Origin of the sequence: Mediannikoviicoccus vaginalis (assembly GCF_928097925.1) — a bacterium.
GTDB lineage: Bacteria > Bacillota > Clostridia > Tissierellales > Peptoniphilaceae > Mediannikoviicoccus > Mediannikoviicoccus vaginalis.
In genome coordinates this window covers 1667605-1686572 of sequence record NZ_CAKMRI010000001.1, presented here as the reverse complement: position 1 = coordinate 1686572, position 18968 = coordinate 1667605, and the positions used below count along the sequence as shown (strand labels likewise).

Annotated in this window: 25 protein-coding genes; 4 read left to right on the top strand and 21 right to left on the bottom strand. The window is 34.1% G+C overall.

Annotated features, from left to right (window positions below; genetic code table 11):
* Positions 1 to 65: 65 nt before the first annotated feature.
* From L6651_RS07970 to L6651_RS07915, 12 genes are all read right to left on the bottom strand, one after another.
* Complete coding sequence (locus tag L6651_RS07970) at positions 66 to 1544, bottom strand: hypothetical protein (protein ID WP_237037407.1); 1479 nt, start codon at positions 1542 to 1544, stop codon at positions 66 to 68.
* Positions 1544 to 2110, bottom strand: a complete 567-nt coding sequence (locus L6651_RS07965) for an O-acetyl-ADP-ribose deacetylase (protein WP_255784790.1) — start codon at positions 2108 to 2110, stop codon at positions 1544 to 1546. The genes L6651_RS07970 and L6651_RS07965 overlap by 1 nt, the downstream gene beginning before the upstream one ends.
* An 82-nt stretch (positions 2111 to 2192) precedes the next feature.
* The gene (locus L6651_RS07960) at positions 2193 to 2816 is read right to left on the bottom strand and encodes a hypothetical protein (protein ID WP_237037406.1); all 624 of its coding nucleotides are present in this window, start codon (positions 2814 to 2816) and stop codon (positions 2193 to 2195) included.
* 114 nt (positions 2817 to 2930) lie between these two features.
* Positions 2931 to 3185, bottom strand: coding sequence for an HPr family phosphocarrier protein (locus tag L6651_RS07955; protein WP_237037405.1), 255 nt, complete (start codon positions 3183 to 3185; stop codon positions 2931 to 2933).
* A 51-nt stretch (positions 3186 to 3236) separates the two neighbouring features.
* Positions 3237 to 3782 (bottom strand): rubrerythrin family protein, encoded by a 546-nt coding sequence (locus tag L6651_RS07950; RefSeq protein ID WP_237037404.1) that lies wholly within the window; start codon positions 3780 to 3782, stop codon positions 3237 to 3239.
* 191 nt (positions 3783 to 3973) lie between these two features.
* Positions 3974 to 5029, bottom strand: coding sequence for a rod shape-determining protein (gene mreB / locus L6651_RS07945; protein ID WP_237037403.1), 1056 nt, complete (start codon positions 5027 to 5029; stop codon positions 3974 to 3976).
* A gap of 116 nt (positions 5030 to 5145) precedes the next feature.
* Positions 5146 to 5919, bottom strand: a complete 774-nt coding sequence (locus L6651_RS07940; protein WP_237037402.1) for a hypothetical protein — start codon at positions 5917 to 5919, stop codon at positions 5146 to 5148.
* Positions 5916 to 6536 carry a DUF1700 domain-containing protein gene (locus L6651_RS07935; RefSeq protein ID WP_237037401.1) on the bottom strand — a complete coding sequence of 207 codons (621 nt, stop codon included), beginning with the start codon at positions 6534 to 6536 and terminating at the stop codon, positions 5916 to 5918. Before L6651_RS07935 ends, L6651_RS07940 begins: the two co-directional genes overlap by 4 nt.
* On the bottom strand, positions 6533 to 6847 hold the full coding sequence (locus L6651_RS07930) for a PadR family transcriptional regulator (protein ID WP_237037400.1): 315 nt from the start codon (positions 6845 to 6847) through the stop codon (positions 6533 to 6535). Before L6651_RS07930 ends, L6651_RS07935 begins: the two co-directional genes overlap by 4 nt.
* 709 nt (positions 6848 to 7556) lie before the next feature.
* Positions 7557 to 8108 carry a serine O-acetyltransferase EpsC gene (epsC, locus tag L6651_RS07925; protein ID WP_237037399.1) on the bottom strand — a complete coding sequence of 184 codons (552 nt, stop codon included), beginning with the start codon at positions 8106 to 8108 and terminating at the stop codon, positions 7557 to 7559.
* Positions 8101 to 8991, bottom strand: coding sequence for a cysteine synthase A (gene cysK, locus L6651_RS07920; protein WP_237037398.1), 891 nt, complete (start codon positions 8989 to 8991; stop codon positions 8101 to 8103). The genes epsC and cysK overlap by 8 nt, the downstream gene beginning before the upstream one ends.
* Positions 8992 to 9285: 294 nt before the next feature.
* Positions 9286 to 9663, bottom strand: coding sequence for a hypothetical protein (locus tag L6651_RS07915; RefSeq protein ID WP_237037397.1), 378 nt, complete (start codon positions 9661 to 9663; stop codon positions 9286 to 9288).
* A gap of 106 nt (positions 9664 to 9769) precedes the next feature.
* Between L6651_RS07915 and L6651_RS07910 the strand changes: the two genes are divergently transcribed.
* From L6651_RS07910 to L6651_RS07900, 3 genes are read left to right on the top strand one after another with little or no spacing between them, the layout of a single operon-like run.
* Positions 9770 to 10063 carry an ArsR/SmtB family transcription factor gene (locus L6651_RS07910; RefSeq protein WP_237037396.1) on the top strand — a complete coding sequence of 98 codons (294 nt, stop codon included), beginning with the start codon at positions 9770 to 9772 and terminating at the stop codon, positions 10061 to 10063.
* A 9-nt stretch (positions 10064 to 10072) separates the two neighbouring features.
* A complete protein-coding gene (locus L6651_RS07905; protein WP_237037395.1) occupies positions 10073 to 10675 on the top strand; it encodes a methyltransferase domain-containing protein in 603 nt (200 codons plus the stop codon).
* A gap of 18 nt (positions 10676 to 10693) precedes the next feature.
* Positions 10694 to 10849 carry a hypothetical protein gene (locus tag L6651_RS07900; protein ID WP_237037394.1) on the top strand — a complete coding sequence of 52 codons (156 nt, stop codon included), beginning with the start codon at positions 10694 to 10696 and terminating at the stop codon, positions 10847 to 10849.
* Positions 10850 to 11235: 386 nt separating this feature from the next.
* Here the strand turns inward: L6651_RS07900 and L6651_RS07895 are convergent, their stop codons facing one another.
* The 6 genes from L6651_RS07895 to hpf all read right to left on the bottom strand — a co-directional run bounded on the left by L6651_RS07895 (position 11236) and on the right by hpf (position 16397).
* Positions 11236 to 12081, bottom strand: a complete 846-nt coding sequence (locus tag L6651_RS07895) for an IS3 family transposase (RefSeq protein ID WP_237037393.1) — start codon at positions 12079 to 12081, stop codon at positions 11236 to 11238.
* A gap of 11 nt (positions 12082 to 12092) precedes the next feature.
* The gene (locus tag L6651_RS07890; RefSeq protein ID WP_237036857.1) at positions 12093 to 12386 is read right to left on the bottom strand and encodes a transposase; all 294 of its coding nucleotides are present in this window, start codon (positions 12384 to 12386) and stop codon (positions 12093 to 12095) included.
* 389 nt (positions 12387 to 12775) lie between these two features.
* The gene (locus tag L6651_RS07885; RefSeq protein WP_237037392.1) at positions 12776 to 13669 is read right to left on the bottom strand and encodes a hypothetical protein; all 894 of its coding nucleotides are present in this window, start codon (positions 13667 to 13669) and stop codon (positions 12776 to 12778) included.
* Between the two features lie 158 nt (positions 13670 to 13827).
* Positions 13828 to 15237 carry an alanine/glycine:cation symporter family protein gene (locus L6651_RS07880; RefSeq protein ID WP_237037391.1) on the bottom strand — a complete coding sequence of 470 codons (1410 nt, stop codon included), beginning with the start codon at positions 15235 to 15237 and terminating at the stop codon, positions 13828 to 13830.
* The gene (locus L6651_RS07875) at positions 15238 to 15762 is read right to left on the bottom strand and encodes a hypothetical protein (RefSeq protein ID WP_237037390.1); all 525 of its coding nucleotides are present in this window, start codon (positions 15760 to 15762) and stop codon (positions 15238 to 15240) included.
* Between the two features lie 104 nt (positions 15763 to 15866).
* Positions 15867 to 16397: a ribosome hibernation-promoting factor, HPF/YfiA family gene (hpf, locus tag L6651_RS07870; RefSeq protein WP_237037389.1), complete on the bottom strand. Its 531-nt coding sequence runs from the start codon at positions 16395 to 16397 to the stop codon at positions 15867 to 15869.
* Positions 16398 to 16747: 350 nt separating this feature from the next.
* Between hpf and L6651_RS07865 the strand changes: the two genes are divergently transcribed.
* Positions 16748 to 17707, top strand: a complete 960-nt coding sequence (locus L6651_RS07865; RefSeq protein WP_237037388.1) for a YihY/virulence factor BrkB family protein — start codon at positions 16748 to 16750, stop codon at positions 17705 to 17707.
* A gap of 32 nt (positions 17708 to 17739) precedes the next feature.
* Here L6651_RS07865 and mscL read toward each other — a convergent pair whose 3' ends face one another.
* The 3 genes from mscL to L6651_RS07850 form a co-directional block, all read right to left on the bottom strand.
* Positions 17740 to 18147: a large conductance mechanosensitive channel protein MscL gene (gene mscL / locus L6651_RS07860; protein ID WP_237037387.1), complete on the bottom strand. Its 408-nt coding sequence runs from the start codon at positions 18145 to 18147 to the stop codon at positions 17740 to 17742.
* Between the two features lie 111 nt (positions 18148 to 18258).
* Positions 18259 to 18597, bottom strand: coding sequence for a hypothetical protein (locus L6651_RS07855; protein ID WP_237037386.1), 339 nt, complete (start codon positions 18595 to 18597; stop codon positions 18259 to 18261).
* Complete coding sequence (locus L6651_RS07850) at positions 18587 to 18892, bottom strand: hypothetical protein (protein WP_237037385.1); 306 nt, start codon at positions 18890 to 18892, stop codon at positions 18587 to 18589. Before L6651_RS07850 ends, L6651_RS07855 begins: the two co-directional genes overlap by 11 nt.
* Positions 18893 to 18968 lie beyond the last annotated feature (76 nt).

The following is an 18968-nucleotide window of genomic DNA, read 5'->3' as shown; positions in this document are numbered from 1 at the left end:
AATATTACAAAATTCTTACGAATTTATCTTTTTTCATTAAATAACCACTCTTTTATGATATTTTTTTATTTTTCTTCTTGTTCTATCTCCTTAATTCTCTTTTCTGCATGTTTTATAAATTCTTTTAGAACTTTTATTCTTGCATACTTTTTGTCGTTTCCTGCAACTACAATCCATGGAGCGTAGTCTACGTCGGTTCTATCTAACATTTCGTTCATGGCGGTTATATATTCATCCCATTTATTTCTATTTCGCCAATCTTCTTCTGTTATCTTGTACTGTTTATCTGGTTCTTCTTCTCTTGCTTTAAATCTTTCCAATTGGGTGTCTTTGTCTATTACTACAAAGTATTTTAATATTAGCCCATGTGAGTCATGGAATTGTTTTTCCATGTCTAACATCTCATCAAAGGCCCTTTCCCATTCGTTGTCCTGTGCAAAGCCTTCCACTCTTTCCACCATGACACGTCCATACCAGGATCTGGAGAATATTCCCATGTAGCCCTTGGCTGGTATCTTGTTGTAAAATCTCCAAAGGTAATTGTAGGAGTTTTCTGTTTCGTCCGGCGCTGAGATAGCGTGTACTGTGTATAGTCTAGGATCCATTCTCTTAACAAGTCTTTTTATGGCTCCGTCCTTTCCTGCGGCGTCCACTCCTTCGAACACCAACATGGTTGGAATGCCTTTAACATACATCTGGGCAGATAGTGAGCTTGCCTGTTTTTGTAAGTCTTTTAAAACTTCGTCATATTCTTCTTCACTTAGTGACTTGTCCATGTCCAGGTCGTCCAGTGGCTTATTTTTTGCTTCGTAACTTCTCTTAAGCCTTATGCCTTTTTCCCTCTTTGTTGAAACTCTTTCGATTCCCTTTTCCAGTTCTTCTATTACTAGTCCCAACACATCTTTTGAGGCAAGTTTTCTTTCGGTGGAGTCTACGATGTTCCACGGAGCAAAGTCGAAGTTGGTCTGTTCTAGAACGTATTTTATATGTTCTTTGTACTTGTCGTAATTTTCGTTTTGTTCAAGGTCGATTTTATCAACGTAAAACGCATTATATTCTGAGTCTAAATATTTTTTTATGGTTTCTTTTTGTGTCTCTTGTGATATGTCTAAAAATACTTTTACTATAACCGTATAGTCGTCATAGAGATTTTTTTCGATGCCACTAATGCTTTCAAGTCTTTGTCTAGTCTTTTTCTTGGACATGTTTGGATCACTCATAACGTCAAAGTAGAAGGACCTATCGAAGACTTTTGTGTGTCCCTTTCGTGGAATTTTCTTCCAAAATCTCGTAATAAATGGATATAGATTTTCTTCTTCTGACGCCTTATCAAACACATCCACGTCATAGAACTTAGGGTTTAGTTCTTTTACTAAGTCGTTGATTACATAGCCTTTGCCTGAGGACTCAAAGCCGTCAATGATTACTAGTACTGGAATTTTTTCTGTTTCTGCTATTCTCATTAACCTTGCCAGTCTTATGCCTAGTTCTTTTTTGCTAAAGTCTTTGTACTTTTTTAAATTTCTTATATTAAGTCCATCCATTATTTCATGCTCTCCTCAAATATTTTCTTATATATATCAAAATCCCTTTCGCTAAATGAAACAAAAATTACTTTTATGTCTCCTTTGTGGTTCTTAAGAAAAGATAGCACTGACTCTATGGCAATTCGAGCTGCATCTTCCTTTGGATATCCATAAACTCCCGTGGAAATTCCTGGAAATGCAATGGAATTTAAGTTATTTTCTACTATTAGCTTAAGGCTATTTGTATAGCAGTCGGAAAGTAACTTTTCCACATTTTTGTCGGTGTTATAAATTGGTCCAACGGTATGAATAACATTTTTTGCCGGCAAGTTATATCCCTTTGTAATCTTTGCTTCTCCAGTTCTACAGCCTCCAAGGGTCTTGCACTCTTCCAGTAACTCTGAGCCGGCAGCAGCGTGTATGGCTCCGTCAACTCCTCCTCCGCCCAGTAATGTTTCGTTGGCGGCATTAACAATGGCGTCCACTTCTACCTTTGTAATGTCTCCAAGGTTTAAAATAATATTTCCCTTAGAGTATTCTCTCTTCAATATTTCTTTTAATTCTTCGGATAAAAAGTTTTCCATACTTACCTCCATTCTAAAAAAAGAGCCCTTAGGCTCTTCATGTCTTAAGTATTAATATTAATTTACCCGAATTTAAAAAAACTTAAACTTGTTCCTTTGCTTTTTTTCTATACTTTTCTGCATTTTTATTTGAAAAGATAACTAAAACTAGGTAGTCAAATAGAAATATTGCAAGAAGTATTAGTGCAATTCCTGCAAGGAGTCTAAATCCATCTTTATAGATAGATCTTAAAACTAAAAATATTCCAAGTAACACAAATAACATTGAGACAATATATTTTTTATTTATTGACTTATACTCCTTGCTTAGATGTGCATAGTTATTTTCTGGGTTTTCCGGCTTAGACTTTGGTGACTCGATTATTAAAACTTCTCTATTTTTTGTGGAGAATGTGCTTTCCAGTTTCTCCGCCTGTCTTGTAAAAGGTCGTAGGAAACCTAGGTCTCCGGTTATTAGACCACCTTGGTCCAGTGGAATGTGAAAGTATCTCTTACCTTGACTCTGTAAATATTTTTTATAGCCGTCTAGCTCTTTTATTTCATAATCTCCCACATATATGGTCTCGTATAAAACTTCTCTGTCTTCTTCTTTAAATATATATGAATATTTATCTACATTGGCTAGGGTGTAGCCTATACTTTCCCATTTATTTAACCAGGGGGCTAATTGACTTATTGGATCTAAAAAAAACTTTAACTTTCTCATATAACCTCCAATTTTTTGATTTTTCTATTTACATTATAAATAAAAAATTTCTAAATTACAAAGGAAACAGAAAAAAGGTCTATGGAAATAGACCTATATGTAACATCACTAAGTTTAAATACTGTTTATAAAAGCTGTAAGGCAGTCGAGAGCGTCCACTTCGTCGTTTCCCTCACAAGAAATAACGATTTCATCTCCTTTAAAACCTGCCATACTAAGTATTGATAAAATACTTTTGCCGTCATATGATTTCTCATCTTTAGTTAAAGTTATTTGGGATTTAAATTTAACTGCATTTTGTAAAAACTTTGCAGCTGTTCTTGCGTATAAACCCTCGTCATTTTTCAAGGTAACCTTTTCCTCAACCAACTTCTTCCCTCCTATAAATAAATTCAGAGGGAAGCCAAGCTTCCCTAGAATTTAGTACTCAATAAATACTTCTTTTTTTGCGCCACAGATTGGGCATTTGTCTTCTTCACCTGTTAGTGATACGAATCCACATACAGGACATAAGTAAATTTTTCCATCGTCTAAGTCTTTTCCAGAATCAACTATTTCTTTAGCTTTTCCGAATAACTCAGCGTGAACTTTTTCTGCTGCTACTGCAAATCTCATTGCTCTAACAGCTGCTTCTTCACCTTGCATTTCTGCTACTTCAATGTAAGCTGGATACATTTCTGTATATTCAAAAACTTCTCCACCCTTAGCAGCTTCTAAGTTTTCAGAAGTTGTTCCGATACCGAATCCTGCCATGCTTGCTACTAGGAAGTCCCCTTTTACATCCTTCATAGCTTTGAAGTGTAGGCCTGCGTGAACCTTTTCCGCGTCAGCAGTACAGTGGAATAATCTTCCTACATTTGGAAAACCATCTTTAGTTGCAACATCTCCCCAGATGTCGTATCTATTTCTTGCTTGTGATTCTCCGCCAAATGCTGATCTTAAATTAGCTTGAGTCATATCTTTCATTTACAAAACACCCCTTATTAAATTTTTGTACAATTATATACTAGCATAAAATTTTTTATAATGCCAGTATTTAGTCCAACTTTGTAATGATTACATACTTCTGCACTTCATTGCTCTATACTGCTATTTTCATTCTATCATTAATTAAGGGAAATATCTATGTTTAAAATATGCTTTTTATTAATTTTTGATTAACTGTCCCTCTTAAGCCTTTCTTCAATTGCCTTTTTTCTCATGGACTCTTCGCCCATTTCGCTGGAGTCTAATTTTTCAATCCAGTTAAGTGACTTGCCTGTTCCCCTAACAACGGCTAGTACAGGGTTTTCAGCTATTTGAACCTTAATTCCGATTCTCTCTTCAATCCTCTTGTCCAGTCCCTTTATTAGTGAACTGCCTCCAGTCATTATGGCTCCTCTTTCAAAAAGGTCTGCCGCAAGTTCCGGTGGTGTCTGTTCAAGTACTGAATGAACGGTTTCAACAATTTGATTAAGTGGTTTGTGAAGTGCTTCTGCAATGTCACTGGATGTTACAAACACATGCATTGGAAGTCCGTTTATAAGATTTCTACCCTTCACTTCAAATAGGTCGTTGTCATTTGGCGAGCTTGCCTTTGCCACATTTATCTTAATGTCTTCGGCGGTCCTTTCGCCAATAATCATATTGTATTTCTTCTTTATATAGTTTGAAATTGCCTTGTCACATTCGTCTCCTGCAACTGGTATAGATTTATTTATTATGATTCCACCAAGGGCAATAACTGCAACGTCAGTGGTTCCTCCACCAATGTCGATAATCATATTGCCACCGGAGTCGGAGATGTCAACCCCTGCGCCAATGGCCGCTGCCAGAGGCTCTTCTATAAGGTAGGTGTTGTTGGCGCCGGCAAATCTTGAAGCTTGAATAACGGCACGCCTTTGCACCTGGGTTATCTGTGAAGGCACACATATGACCACATTTGGTTTAAAGAAAGATTTTCCAATGGCCTTCTCGATAAAATATTTTAGCATTTTTTCAGTTGTGTTGAAGTCAGCAATAACACCGTCCTTCATAGGCCTTGTGGCTATGATGTTACCTGGAGTTCTTCCAAGCATCTTCTTGGCTTCTCTACCTACAGATATAACCTTGCCAGTGTAGCTGTCCATTGCAACAACTGAAGGCTCGTTTATTACGACTCCCTTTCCCCTCATAAAAACTAAAACGGAAGCCGTCCCAAGGTCTATTGCTATATTTTTTCTTAAATCTGCCATTCTTTTTTTCCCTTTCTAAATACTAGTTTAAATATATCACAAAATGGCCATTAATATAAGAGGATAATTCTTTTTACAAAATAAAAACACTCCATCATAGACGAAGTGTTTTATTTTTAATTCATTTCCAAATCTACATTTACACTATTAATTACAAATCGACTTTCCCCTGTACCAAACTTTCTATTCATTTCACCCATGCCATCACTTGATCCCTGTGGACTTTCAAAATCAAATTGAACTGCGTTGATGTCAATGTCAAAGTTATTATTTTTAACATTGATTTCAGCATCAACATTGGTGCCATTTATGTCTATGTCAAAGGAGTTTTCAGAACTGCTTTCAACATCAATACTCGTACCAGCGATGTCTAATGATCTTAAGTCTATGTTATTACTTAGGTTGATATTGGTTCCATTTAAAATAAGGTGAACTTTGCCTGGGTTATTGGTGTAGATTTCAACTTCCATAAGGTCATTGTTCTTTGTGCTTAAAGAAATGGAATTGTTACTAATATTTTCCTTGAATTTTTCATTTTTTGCCACTAATTTCATGTTGTTTTTATCCGACTTTATAACTTCTACATCAATGGAATTTCCATCAAGGGCTATGTTTTCAATTCCAGTTAAATCATAATCTTTTTCAATTGTCTTTCCATCATGGGAAGAACCCTTTGATGTATTAATTGAAAACTCTCCATCTTTATACTTAATCTTTCCGTTGTTATTTTTTAAGTTTATATAAAAACCATCTCCATCATCATACTTATAACTTTCTGCCATTACATTTTGAAAGTCAAAAATAAAGAAGGATATTATTGAAAGGCCTAGCAAAATAAAAAATATAATGGCTAATTTTGCATTTGAGCCTAAATTTTTAAACTTTTTCATTCTCTGCTCCTTTTCCATTTGTAAGTGCGGTATTTGTCTCTAATCTTCTTACTTAAAAATGCAATTAAATTTATCATAAGCTTTATTACAATCACACCTAGCACAAGGGCTGCCAGTGAAGAAAATGTTCTTGTAATCGGGCTTAACATTGTAAACCCTGGTCCTACATCTACAAAGGGTAAAAACGGAAATAGTGTTGCAACTAAAACTGCAACTCCCGCCGCTATGGCTGAAATTCCTAAGGCACCTACAGTAACAATAACCGCAAAAATTGTAGCAGCAAGAGCAATTACAATTGAACCCCAAAATGGTGAAAGTACAATTAAAAGTAATATAAGCGCCCAGTTTAAATTGCCCGCACCATCTCTAAAAAATCCCTTTGATTTTTTAGAAGTACTAGAGTTTGAAGCTTTTGGTTTTCTGCTTTCATAATTTAAATACTCATGGGCAATAGTCTTTGGCGAACCGAGATCTTTAGAAATTTCCTCTTCAGTTTTGCCATGGCTCATGCCCTCTTGAAAATGTAAATTGTATTCTTCTAAAATTTCATCCACCACCGTCTTAGGCAGTTCTGATAAATAATACCTTAATAGGTCCATAAATTCGACCCTTTTCATACTAACCTCCCCAATAATTCTTCTACGCCTTTTATAAAGTCATTCCACTGATTAATCTGTACTTTGAAATTTTCCTTTCCCTCTTCCGTAAGCCTATAATATTTTCTCGGTGGCCCCGACTCCGACTCCTGCAAGTAGGACTCCACCAATCCACCATTACTAAACCGTCTTAGAAGGGGGTATATGGTACCTTCAGAAATATCCACATACTTGGAAATCTCTTCCACTAGCTCATAACCATAACAGTCCCTGTCATTTAGGAGAGCAAGTACCAATAGTTCAAGTACACCTTTTTTGAATTGTATATTCATCCCTACCTCCTGATTACATTATAATACATGCTACCGTGTAATGCAAGATACCAAATTAAAAATAGGAGCGAAAGTTTCAAAAACTTTCTATGAAAAGTTTATTTTTTTGTTTTGTAGGTCTAGGACCTACTACCTTTTTTTATTTCTAGTATAATTTCTCTTTTAACATTCAGGGACAGGATGAAGGGGACTTAAGATTTCCCCTCATATCCTATCCCTGAAACCCAACCTTTTACACCCTTAAAACGCTTGGGGATACCCCAAACCCCAGTAAAGGAAGTAGAAAGTCTTGTTGGATTTTCTTCTAGTTTTATAATTGTGTTTTGGAGACTTTCTTTTTCTCTATTGTCTCACTTCTAACATCTCAATTTTTTTCAGAGATGTTTCGACTCGCTACGCTCGCTCAACATGACAATGACGAAATATTTTCATTGTAGTATAGCTATTTTCTTCCATGAATGTCATTCTAAACGAAAATTTTTTGTAAAAAAATTGAAGTCGAAGAAGCTCGCATTTGATTTATCAAATGCGTTCTGCTTCTCCAACTTCTAACTTCTCATTTCTTACTTCTATATATTTTAATTCAATTTCGTAAACTCCATCTTTTCACATATTTGTGTAGTCCCCTGATGTAGAAAGATGGAAATCTACTTTAAACATATTACATCTATAAAATAAAATTTAATAATATAAAAAACTTGCTAAAAGTTTAATGGAACTTATTCTCGCTAGGGTCGTGAAATTTAACTACCTTAGCAGGAGCTCCCACTGCAGTTGAGTTGGCAGGAATGTCTGTGAGAACTAAGGCACCTGCCCCAATTTTTGCTCCTTCTCCAATTACCACTGGACCAAGGACAGTTGCACCTGTTCCAATTATTACGTTGTTGCCAACCGTAGGATGTCTTTTCCTTTCCTTTTCATTACCTGTTCCTCCAAGGGTTATGTTGTGGTACATGTGACAGTTGTCTCCAATCTCCGCAGTCTCTCCAATGACCACAGCCATGCCGTGATCAATAAAGAGGTTCTTGCCAATTTTTGCTCCTGGATGGATTTCAATGCCTGTTTTCTTCCTGGCTCTTTTTGAAATCCATCTTGCCAGTGTAGTGTGATTTTTTTCATAAAAGTAGTGGGCAATCCTGTGTCTCACGACGCAAGAAACTGTGGGATACATAAAGATTGCTTCAAATAAACTTTTACAAGCTGGGTCCTTTAGTAATATAAATTCCCCATATTTCTTAATTTTTTTTAAATACTTAATCATTCTTAAATAGTTCAGTGGACATATATCTTTCAGCTGTGTCCGGTGCCACTGTAACAATATTTCCACCAAGTTCCTCTTGCATTTTTAGTGCACCTACAACATTAGCGCCAGCTGATATACCAACAAGTAGTCCTTCTTCACGAGAAAGTCTTCTTGCCATTTCTATTGCTTCTTCAGATTTAACAGTAATTGTCTTATCTAATAATTTTGTATCTAAAACTCCTGGGACAAAGTTTGCTCCAATTCCTTGAATCTTGTGAGGTCCCGCTTCTCCTCTTGTAAGAAGTGGAGATTCATCTGGTTCAAGTCCCCAAATTTTTATATTTTCATCCCTTGATTTTAAAAATCTTCCAACACCTGTTACAGTTCCTCCAGTTCCAATTCCTGCCATAAAGCCTGTGATGTCCTTCAAGTCTTCATAAATTTCTGGACCTGTTGTTTCTTCGTGTGCCACAGCATTGTATTTATTTTCAAATTGGTTTGGCATGAAGTAGTTTCCTGTATCAACAAGTTCCTTTGCTTTATCCACTGCCCCTTGCATTCCACCTTCTCCTGTAAGGATTAGGTTGGCACCAAAGGCTTCAATGAGTCTTCTTCTTTCAATTGACATAGATTCTGGCATTACAATATTTACCTTGTAACCAAGTGCACGGCCAATCATAGCAAGGGCAATGCCAGTATTGCCACTTGTCGGTTCAACTATTTCCATGCCTTCTTTTAGTGATCCGTCTTCTATGGCACCTTTAATCATGTAAAGGGCTGCCCTGTCTTTAACTGATCCTGCTGGGTTAGATTTTTCTACTTTTACAAAGATCTTTCCTCCACCAATGTTTTCTAATTGTACTAACTTTGATTCTCCAACTGTATCTAATAATTTTGTCATTTTCTTCCCTCCAATAAATTCTAAAAAAAAAGAGATTATATGGAATCATATAATCTTAAAATCTTTCTTAATATTTAAAAAAATTTAAAATATTGATTCACATTCAAATAAGTCCTATAAAATTTTTTATAGAACAACAACAGAATGCTTGGCTTGTGAAATTTTTAAAGTTATTTAAGTTTTTCATTTTTATCGCCTCATCAATATGTTTCGATTGTATTATTCTATACTTTATTTGTCAAGTATAATTCAAAAAACTTTAGATTTTCCTAAGGGAATACCCCATTAAATTTTTTATCTTATTTCCAATTTAAAAACTCCATCTTTGTCTACAGATAAAATTTCCACCTTCCCATGAAATTTTAACAATTTTTCAGTGTAGCCAACTATATTTTCTATTTTTTCATTGCCTGCTTTATCAAAATATCTTAAATCCACGGTACCTTCTTGAAAGTTTTCTGGTGGTATTGATTTTATTTTTAACTTCTCCTTTGCCTTTATCTCTCCAACTTTTTTCCAGTTTTCTTCACTGCTATATTTTATTTCAAAATTTTCTATGCTTTCTTCCGTTTTGTTGTAAAAAGTTATGGTTGATATGTTCTCTCTTTTTAAATAAAAAGCAACTGAAAGGACAATCAATATTCCAATTATTAAAGTAATTTTTCTCTTCATCTTTACCTCCTTGGTGAAATAATTATATATTTTCACAGATACATTGACAACTGTCGATGTGAGTTATATAATAAATATATCGATAGATATCAATGTGAGGTGTGAAATGAAAGAAAAACAACTACTTTTAATTTTCAAATGCCTCTCCGATTCAAATAGGCTCCAAATTTTAAATTATCTTGGAGATGGAGAGTTATGTGCATGCGAATTGTTAGAATTTTTGCACATATCCCAGTCTACCCTGTCCTATCATATGAAGATAATGCTTCAGTGTGGGCTTGTTAAGGTAAGACAGGTAGGAAAGTGGTCCTACTACAGGATTGATAAAGATGTTTTTGTAGATTTTAAAAATTATATAAATGATTTAAAGTACTCAGATAAAAAAAGAAGTGAATGTTAGGAGGGTCTTATGGATAAAGAAAAAAATAAAACTTTAGGTGAAAGTGAAATTAGAAAATCCGTTAGAGATTTTTATACTAATATTGCAACTGGAAAGGAAAAGACAAAGGTTGACTCCGACAATCTTAATAGAGCCCTTGGCTACTCAGAGGAACAACTTAAATCTGTTCCTGAAGAAGCTAACATGGGCCTTGGATGTGGCAATCCTCATGAAAAGGCAAAGCCAGCCATAGGCGAAACAGTGCTTGACCTTGGATGTGGAAAGGGCTTTGATGTTTTTATTGCCGCAAAGGCCGTTGGTGATGAAGGTTATGTAATCGGCGTAGACTCAAGTATTGATATGGTTGAAAAGGCAAGGTACATCGGTAAGAAAAGAAAGTTTAATAATGTTGACTTTCGTCTTGGAGAAATTGAATACCTTCCTGTGGCGGACAATACTTTGGATATTGTTATTTCAAATTGCGTTATAAATCTATCCACTCAAAAGCAACAGGTCTACAATGAAATTCATAGAGTTTTAAAAAAGGGTGGACGAATTGGAATTTCAGATATAACACAGGCAAAACCGCTACCTCAATCAGTATTGGATAATCCTAGAATGTATGGAACATGAGTTGCAGGATCTGTAACCTTGGATAGGTTAGTAGAAATTCTTAAAAATGCAGGCTTTGTAAATATTGATATAGATACTAAAGATGTTACTGATGAATACGCCGCAAAGTGGGGTATTACTGAAGTTAATTTGAAGGACTATATTAGGAGTTCAACAATAACAGCATACAAATAGGGGTGGAAAGTTTTAAAAAACTTTCCATGAAAATTTTTTATTACTTAAAGTTTTTTTAACTTTTAAAAATTTTGTTTTATTAACAATATCGTTCCTAATTTTAGGGGCAGGATGAAGGAGATTGCGATTTCCCCTCATATCCTGCCCCTAAAACCCCATCCTTTTACACCCTTAAAACGCTTGGGGACACCCCAAACCCCAGTGAAAAATGAAGAAAATCTTGTTGGATTTTCTTTGTTTTTGTAGTTATGTTTCCAACAAATTATTATTACCAGATTCTTATTTCCAACCAAGGTCTTACTGTATATGAGATTCTTCGACTACAATTTTTTTGTTCCAAAAAAATTTCGAAAATGGTACCCCTTTTTCAAATAAATCTCTTAAAATTAATGACAAAAACTTTGCTTCTCATAAAAACACTCGTGCGGAGTTAAATATCCTATTGAACTATGAGGTCTTTCAGTATTGTAATAATTAGTCCAATATTCTACTATCATCTTGTATTGTTCTACAGTGTAATGTTTCACTGACCCTATTTCTGTTTTCATGCTCTTAAAGAATGTTTCTATGAATATATTATCTACTGGTCTATATGGTCTGGACATACTGCTAATTATCCCATTTTCTTTTAAAGTTGATTGAAACAACTTACTTGTGAACTGTGGTCCTCTATCTGAAAGTATCATATCTGGCTTACCATACTTTCTTATCGCTTCTTCTAATGTGTCAACCGCAAACTGTGCATCCATTTTAAATGATTGTTTGTTTCCTACAAGCACCTTCCTTTTTATGTCTATTATTGCACAAGTATATACCTTTTTCTCAGCTGTTTTTTGTTCTGTAAAGTCTATTGCCCAAGCATTTACTTTATCTTGTTCTTCTTCTGGCATTTCGTTATATATGTTTTCTGATACGTATTTTTCACTAGTTTCTTCACATGTATATACGTTCTTTATTCTAGGTCTACCATATTTACCTACTAGCCCTAGTTCTTTCATAATGTTACTTATTTTCTTCTCTGAAAAAACTATATTATCCCTTTGTAGACACACTTTAAGCATTCTTCTTCCGAAGCTTCTATTATGCTTTATGAACATTTCTTTAACTAGATTTTTTTCTTCTTCAGTATATCTTGGTTTCCTAGGGTTTTTTCTTCTGTAGTAGTATCTTTGCTCATTAATATTCAATACTCGGCATACTATGCGCACTGGATATTCTGTTAGATGTTCCACCGCAAAGTCTACTATCTTATCTTCTTCTTCGCAAAGTATGCCTCGGCTTTTTTTAATATTTCATTCTCCATTTCAAGTTCTTTTAATCTTTGATATATTTCAAGATCTCGTCCTGGAACTACTCCTTTTCCAGACATTCCTATTTCAGCATGTTTATTATATTCATCAACCCATCTATGGATTGTTTGTCTATCTAGGTCATACATTTTACATATTTCTGATGTTTTCATGTTTCCTAAAAGCTTAAGTTGTACTATTTTGATTTTAAATTCTTGAGAGAATGTTCTTCTTTTTAATTTTGACATTTAATTTTCCCTTCTATTTTGTAATTAAAATGATTTGCTCTTAATTGTTATGAAGTTTTTTCTAAAGGTTCTGTCAAGGAGAAAAGCGAAGCGATCCTTGACGGGTTCTTTGAAAAAACTAGAATTTAAGAGCCAGCAAATCATTTAGTCTGTCATTAGCGATGTATATGATTTCATTATACCATTCTCTTCCGCTCAGAATGACATCCAGGAAAGATTTTCGCCATATAACAAAGAATCCATGTCGTTACTGTCATCTTGAGCGGAAAAATTCCGAAGAAATTTTGGAGTCGAAAGATCTCACTTTCCGTTAGGAAAGTGTCGCTAACAGCGACAATTCTTTAGAAATATTAGCTCTGCTATGTCAGACAAGCTGAAACACTCTTGCCTTACAACATATTGTTAAAGAATTCGAAGTATCTTACTAAATAATATCCGGCTCCTGCTGAAATTAGGTTTGCTATAAAGGCATATAGCATAGGCATGGCAGGTTTTTTATTTTCTGGCAAGTTTTGATTAAGTCTTTTCTTGTAAATAACTCCTTCTATTATAAACACCGCTATCTCACATGGTATAAGTATTATGGCAAATGCGAGGAAGCCATAAAAATACAAAATCAAACTTATTGCAAGGTTTAGTAAAACTTGTGTTAAAATATTTGTCTTTATTATGAGCTTTGTTTGATATTTTGTCGGTTTAAACATCGCTAAGGCCACAAGGTATTCAATTATTATTGTTAGTACAAGTCTAAGTATGAAACTTTTTATCTCTTTATTTATATCCCTAACCTTTTTAATACTTATTTCATTATCAAAATAATAAACTTCATCTTTTAAGTCCATATCATTATAGTTTAGCTTGAAATTCGAATTAAATGCATAGCGACTATATGGTTTTGAGATAAGTGCGAGGTTTTGCTCCGGAAAGTAAAGTGCAATTTTAAAATCTTGTGGTGGATAGTAGGACCAGGAGTATGTGCCGTTACCTTTAAGCAAGTCTAAGTTGCCTAAAAAGTAGTACTCGTCCTTGTCTTTAATGGATTTAAATTTATTAAAACCTTCTTCTAAATAATCTTCGTGACTTTGCAGTTCAGTGTCCTTAGAGAATGGTCCTGTAGATTCTTCTTTTGAAAGTAGTGTTATGTATACTTCTTGATTTTCTTTTAAATTATTTACTTCAATATTCACCGATGGCTTCGGTCCCATATCTGCCATGGCAGTGCTTGGCATAAGGACTAAAAGTATTAGTAATATTAAAACCGGCAAATTTTTTCTTGTTTTCATAGTTGCCTCCTATCTCGTGGTTAATATTATTATACCCCATCAAAAAAATAATTTTATAATTTGATATAAAATCTCTAACATCCAACATCTAACATCTCGCTTCTTATTTCTCACCTCACAATAAAAAAACACCCAAGGTAATCCTCAGGTGTTTTGTTTTATTCTTTTTCAAATTCGAAGTCAAAATGTAGTGGCTTTCCAGATTTTACTTGTCTGTCATAGTCTCTTAATATATCTCTCGCTTCTTTTCCTAAGAAGAATATTGCTATAACATTTGGTAATGCCATTAGTCCCATTGCTGTATCTGCAAGGTCCCATACGAAACCTTCTTGTAATGTTGTTCCATAAAGTAAGAACGCAAGTACAACGAATTTAAACATTCCAACTACTTTTTTGTTTTTGTTCACTAATAGTTTTACATTTGATTCTGCAAAGAAGTACCATCCAACTATTGTTGTAAGTGAGAAGAAGGACAATGCTACTGATAGGAAAATTTCTCCAAATGAACCAAATCCATTAGCGAATCCAGTTTGTGTCATAAGTGTCGCTGTCTTTTCCATTGTCGCTGCAGGTATTGTTGGGTCATAGCTTCCTGATGTTAATGAAACTAGAACTGTACACATACAGATTAGGAAAGTTGAAATAAACACTCCTATCATGGCTATAAAACCTTGTTCTGCTGGGTGGTCTGCTCCTGCAACCGCATGTGAATGTGGTGTTGAACCCATTCCTGCTTCGTTTGAGAACAGTCCTCTTGCAACTCCAAATCTAATAGATTCTTGTATTCCAATTCCAAGAATACCACCGTTAATGGCTTTAGGGCTAAATGCTCCTTGGAAAACCATCTTTATTGCTGGTATTATGTTTGATCTATAGAATATTATTATTAATATTGCTCCAAATACATATGCAAAGGCCATTACAGGTACTACCTTTTCTGTAAAGCCTGCAATTCTTTCCATTCCTCCTGTAAGAACTGCCGCTACAACTGCAAGTAGTCCTAGTGAAACCCAAACTTTTGGTAGGTTGAATGATGTACTAACTGATACTGCAACTGAGTTTGATTGTACCATTATACCTACAACTCCCAGGGCCACTACGCAGAAGAATGCAAATATATATGAAAGCGTCTTATTTTTTAAACCATTTTTAATGTAATATGCTGGTCCCCCAACAAGTTCTCCATTGTTTAATTCTCTATACTTTTGTGCAAGTACCGCTTCCGCAAATATGGTTGACATTCCAAAGAAAGCTGAAAGCATCATCCAAAATGCTGCTCCCGGTCCACCAGATGCAACTGCTGTGGCAACACCAATTATGTTACCTGTTCCAACTTGTGCTGCAATTGCCGTTGAAAGTGATTGGAATGGCGTCATTCTACCTGCTGGTACTTCAACTTTATTTATTATATCTTTAATCATCCTCTTAAGTGCAGGGAATACTCTCTTGAACTGTGGGAACTTCAATAGCACTGTCATGTAGATACCAAGTCCTACAAGTCCAAATAAAAGTATATAGTCCCAAAGAGCAATGTTTATAATTTTTATAACTTTTTCGATTAACTCCATTTAGTTAGTACTTTCCTCCTTGTTCTTTATATATCTTTCTGATATTCTCCAAATTACCCATATGATTGCAGATCTTACGAATGCTGCTAAAAATATTGCGGAAAAGTTTTCAGTAACTAGTCCAAAATCAGATACTGAGAATCTAATCAGTGATTCTGCTGCGTTTGCACCGAAGTCACAAATCATAAGTAATAGGATAATTGGGTTATTTTGTTTTGGATCTTCTTTTCTAACAAGAATATAAAATAAAAGTCCATATGCAATATAGAAGAAGATTTCCAGTGAGTAAGATAAAATAATTTTACCGTCTAGACCTGTTATAAATGAAGCTTCTATTAGTCTCATTATAAATACGCCCAATCCTGTGGCACATGAAAGGGATATTGGATTTATGTCTTCAAAAAGTAAAATTCCAACTACCATAACTATAATACCCATAGAAACTCTTAGGTCTGTCTCGCCTATGGAAAGGTTAAGAAGTGATAGTAAACTTGCCATAAGCACTATTTGTGATTGCTTTTTCATTTGTACTTCCTTTCATTTAATTTAATACTAAAAAAGAGATATTAAAATATCTCTTTTCTACCTTATTACCTTAACTTGTAATTGACTTATTGTCAACCTTTTCATTAAAAATCCGGTTCCAATAGTCCATAGTTTCCATCTTTTCTCTTATAAACCACTTTAACCACATCGGTTTCTGAATCTAGGAATACAAAGAAGTCGTGGCTTATAAGTTCCATTTGAAGAATTGCCTCTTCAGAGTCCATTGGCTTTAGACCAAATTTCTTAACTTTTACAATTTTTTTAGCTTCTTGAGCCTTTGTTTCATTTTCCTCTATATTTTCAAATCTAATAGTCTTTCCACTATTATATCTCTTTTGTAATTTTGTCTTATGCTTTCTAATTTGAGCTTCAAGGGAATCTACAACTCTGTCTAAAGAATTTCTTATGTCATCGGAAGCTTGTTCCGCTCTCAAAACTGCACCTGGTATGAGTATGGTCACCTCTGCTTTCTCTGAGTTTCCCTCTTTGCTATAAGTGATTCTTGCTTCAATGTCTTCTGCAAAGTACTTTTCAAGTTTGCTTACTTTCTTTTCAGACATTTCTTTTAAGTTGTCACCAACTTTATAATTTTTTCCTACATGAGTAAATTTCATACTAATACCTCCTCTAATAGTTTTTTTAACTATTTGTTGTATTTTATTTATACCCAAAGGCAAAATTTATAACCCTATATTTATTCAATAATCTCTAAATTTTTCTTGGGATTATTTCCTTGTGGATAATGTGGATAACTTTGTGGAAAACTGTTATTCTTCACCCCTTTTATGTTTATAAGTCTATGGAAAACTTATTTTAGTATGTAAATTGAGGTAAAAATTATACAAATTGTGTAAAAGATGAATAAGTTAATTGCCCTTTTACAGCATAAAATAAATTCTTATGAAATTTTTCATACTTATGTTATGATAGATGAGAACTTTTATTATATTAGATAGGTGATTTAATGGAGAAAAAGAAAGACTATAAAATAATCTTCACTAAAGATTTTTTCAAAGAGTTATTAACTAGAATTAAAGTTGACGATATTATGGTTATGTCCTATCAAGTAAGCTACAATCTCCTACTTGCGGTCATACCGACCTTCGTTATTATTATAAATATAATTATTGCATTTATGTCTGAAAACTTAGCCTATATAAATGAACTTGTGAACAAACTTCCAGAACAAGTACAGCCTTTTTTAAATTCAATTCTTGACTTTATAATAACCCAAAGGTCCACAGGAATACTTTCCGTCGGAGTTTTAGCCGCATTCTACACGGCGTCAAGAGGTATAAAGGCAATGAGAAAGGCTTTTGACAAGTCCTTCAATAAGGATAACTATGGCAAATCATTTATTAAGGACCAGGCTTTGTCAGTGTTTTTTACACTGCTTCTCACACTTGTTATAGTGGCACTTATATTTGGAATGGCTTCAGGCCCAGAACTATTAAAGAAGATACTAAAGGTTTTAAATATTCCAAGGGAAATAATAAACGAGCAATTTATAAACTTACTAAGAATTTTAATTCCACTTGGAGTGATGATTTTAGTATTTACCGTAGTCTATTTAATTGGTGCATCGGAGTCAATTAAAAATAGAATACCTTTAAAACCAGCCCTTTTAGGAGGACTATTAGCAACAACACTTTGCTCCTTAGTAAGTGTGGGATATGGAATTTATGTTTCAAAGTTTTCCAATATGCAGTCCATCTACGGTCCACTGGTAGGTATAATGATATTTTTGATTTGGATAAATTACATCGTCCTTAGCATACTAATCTCGGGAGAATTTATTGCCACAATACTTTGCAAGATCTATGGCTATGGAATAAATGAAACAGAAAAACTTGAAAGAAAAATTGAGAAGAAAAAAATATCGTCATTTATATCAAAACAAAAAGACTATCATGAAGATATATAAAAAAATAGGCCTTGGACTTCCAAGGCTCTTTTTTATTCTAATGAATTTTGATATCCTTCAAGTTTAGAAGTACAATGAGGACATCTAGTAGCTCCTATTGGTATCTCTGTCTCACAATGAGGACAGTTCTTTGTTGTTGGATCTGCTTCTGGTTCTTTTCTCTTAAATTTATTCATTGATTTTACAATCAAGAATAATATAAATGCAATGATAATAAAGTTTATAATTGCTTGAATTACTGCACCATATGGTATTTCAACACCTGCCACAGTTGCCATTAAATCTTCAAACTTAACCCCTGCTGTTGCTGCAGATACGATATTCATTAAAATAGTTACGATTGATTCTACAATTTTACCAAAAGCGCCAGCTATAATAACCCCTATAGCCATGTCCATTACATTGCCTCTCATGGCAAATTCTTTAAATTCTTTTAACATAATATCCCTCCTTCCTAGTTCATTTTACCCCTAAAAAATGTTTTAAAACATAATTGTAATTTTAAAAATAAAATATAATCATAAAAAAACCTCCCACTTCTAGGGAGATTTTTAATCTAAGCTTATGGACAGATTTTCACTAAGAATTATTTCTTGTATTTTTTCAAACCTACCTTCCTTCCTAAGTTCAAGAAAGGTTTCTTTATAGACAGAAGTAACATCTTCACTTTGGCTGTTTAAAATTTTTACATCTTCATCATCGGCGAATCTGTCTAAAACATTTTTAAGTATTTCGTTGTTTTCATTGTTATTAGAAAGAAAAGTGTTTAAAGCCACTTCCTCTCTAACATTCTCCATCTCTATGTTCTTGTAAATTAGACTTCCTCCTAAAATTAAGTTTAAAATTAGAGAAAGGCACAAGATAAAATTCTTTTTATTCTTAAAATGCATTAGGATCCCCTGGATCTAAATTATTTTCAGATTTTTGACCATATCCTATGGAAATATCTTTTTCAATCATAAATTCTGTTATTCCGTCATAATCCTTGTTATCATATAACTTTAATAGCTCATCCCTGTACTCTTCAGTTACATCCTTACTAGTCTTATTTTCAGTTATAGTAGCATTTTCTTCACTCTTAAGAGCTTCCATGGCATCATCCGTGCCACTGTGGTCTTGAGGCTGTGCCTTATCCACATTTGTAATTAGCTCTTCCATGGACATTTTCGCAACGGTCTTTTCCAAATTTATAAACTTATATGCAAAAAAACCATTAAAGCCTAAAGAGATTACTAGAAGTAACCCTAAAACCTTTTCCTTG